Annotated in this window: 1 protein-coding gene and 1 pseudogene; one reads left to right on the forward strand and one right to left on the reverse strand. The window is 57.2% G+C overall.

The annotated features are described in order from the left end of the window. Positions 1 to 184: pseudogene (locus BBW68_RS19970) on the forward strand (hypothetical protein); the annotation flags it as partial. 58 nt (positions 185 to 242) lie between these two features. Here the strand turns inward: BBW68_RS19970 and ftsP are convergent. Next, positions 243 to 1,658, reverse strand: a complete 1,416-nt coding sequence (gene ftsP / locus BBW68_RS13290; protein WP_070135724.1) for a cell division protein FtsP — start codon at positions 1,656 to 1,658, stop codon at positions 243 to 245. Positions 1,659 to 1,712 lie beyond the last annotated feature (54 nt).

Here is a 1,712-nt window from a genome sequence, read left to right on the forward strand (position 1 = left end):
TGTATCCGACTGTTTTACAAAAGGTTATGCAATTAAGAGACACAGCCTAGTGGTGATCCCGAAATCGGTCACGCCCCCGCGCATTAAAGAGAACTTCAAGGTGTTTGATTTCCGTCTGGAAAAACCGGAAATTAGCAAGATTGCCAAGTTAGAACAGGGCAATCGTCTGGATCCAAACCCGGATCAAATTGAATTAAAGATAGGTTGCGGATCGGGCGCATGCCCGCCCTCTACGAAAGACCCTATAACGAGGGATTCACCGCCAGCTGCCCCGCTGTCCCGCGATCTACCATCTCCAGCGTCTGGCTGTAATAGCTGAACGGGAAATGCTCTGATGTTGACTGTGGGAAGGAGACAAATAGCTCAACGCTGCCATCAACCCATACCGTATCTTTCCAGCCGCAATCTTCCGCCATAGGCTGCGCTCCATTGACGTTTTTAATCAGGAACATCACGCCCTGAATATGGAACGCCTGCGGCGTGTTAGTATGAACAATCCAGCGTTCAAAGCTGCCTTGGTGCGCCTGCACGTCAGTGCGGTTAATATCCCACAGCGCTCCGTTGATACCCGGTACGGCAGCGCCAAGGCGAAATTCACGGGTGTGGCGGACCGCGCCTTTGATCATCTGATCTGCCAGCAGGCGCATCGGTAAGTTATCGGTCACTAACGGTAGCTGCCCGGTTGGCCGCAGATTAAGTATCAACGTCGAGGTTAGAATGCTGGGTGGCTCAAAGAACCCGCGCAGGCGATCTAGGACTCCGGCGGCTTCCCCGGCAGTGATCGACACTTCATCCCCCTGCGACATATCCACTAGGATCTCCCGCCGCTCACCCGGTGCCAGCGACAGCTGCTCAACCGCCACCGGCGCAGGCAGGAAGCCCTGATCGCTGGCAATCACGTTGAACGGGCGGCCATCGCTCATCCGCAGCTGATAGCGCCTCGCATTCGAGGCATTCAGCAAGCGCAGGCGCACCCAGTCGCGAGACACTTCCACGTAAGCATTCTGAATGCCGTTGACCAGCAACGTGTCGCCGATAAAGCCGCAGTTCTCCGGCGGGTCGTACTCCGGCGCGCCAAAATTATCGAGGCGTTTATCCTGAATAATCAGCGGGAAGTCATCGACGCCGTAGTGGTTTGGCACGAGTAAGGACTTACTCACTTTATCTTCAATCAGCCACATACCGGCCAGCCCGTTATAGACGTGGGGTGCCATGCGGTTCGGTGTGTTGGCGTGATACCAGCAGGTCGCGGCGGGCTGACGGATCGGCACCACCGGCGCCCAGTCAACGCCCGGCGACATCATGCGCGCCGCGCCGCCCATTAGCGCCCCCGGCACCTGCAGGCCGCTGACCGTCATGGCCACCGACTCATTCAGGCGGTTGCTGTAGATCAGCTTCACGTCATCACCCGCCCAGACGCGTACCGTCGGGCCAAGGTATAGGCCGTTAACGCCCCATACCGGCACTTTGCTGTTGCCATCAAAAGACCAGTGGCTGCGCTGCAGCGTTAGAAACAGGGGCTGCCCACGGCGGGATTCAATCAGCGGAGGAACAGGTAAGGGATTACCCGGACCCGCTGCGCGGGCGCTGAAGTGTAAGGTAGAAGTGCACAGGGCAAGGCCCAATGCCTGAATAAATTGACGACGACTGAAGGACATACCCACTCCGTAAGCCAAGAAACCGAACACCGCAGTGACGGCACTGTTGCAAAG

The sequence above is a fragment of the Candidatus Erwinia dacicola genome, assembly GCF_001756855.1.
In the GTDB taxonomy this organism is placed as follows: Bacteria; Pseudomonadota; Gammaproteobacteria; order Enterobacterales; family Enterobacteriaceae; genus Erwinia; species Erwinia dacicola.